The sequence below is a fragment of the Salinimicrobium oceani genome (assembly GCF_012037645.1).
The window spans coordinates 1-365 of record NZ_JAAVJR010001067.1 but is presented as its reverse complement, the minus strand read 5'-3'; the positions used below and the strand labels follow the sequence as shown (position 1 = coordinate 365).

The 365-nt window shown below is 40.8% G+C and carries 1 protein-coding gene; it reads right to left on the bottom strand.

All coding sequences use genetic code 11. The features are described 5' to 3' along the window. Nucleotides 1–365: class II fructose-bisphosphate aldolase (locus HC175_RS20805; protein ID WP_209310160.1), on the bottom strand; the 365-nt coding region annotated here is incomplete at both ends.

The following is a 365-nucleotide window of genomic DNA, read 5'->3' as shown; positions in this document are numbered from 1 at the left end:
TTTTACCTACCCCGTATTTTTCAGAAATAAATTCCTGAGAATTTTTTAGAATTACAGGAGTTAGTTTTACATTTCCCGGTTTGTACACACCGTGAACGTTACCAAAAGCTGCAGCAATGGTGAACTGGTCACTCACTTTGCTCAACTCTTCATAAGCATAAGCCACCTCATTGGGTTGGGTGTAAAGTTTGGAAGAATCAACATCTGTATTATCTACACCGTCTTCTTCTCCTCCCGTGACTCCAAGCTCTATCTCACGGGTCATCCCCATTTTGCTCATGCGCTCCAGATACTTTTTACAGGTTTGGATATTTTCTTCAAGAGATTCTTCTGAAAGATCAAGCATATGAGAGCTGTAAAGAGGC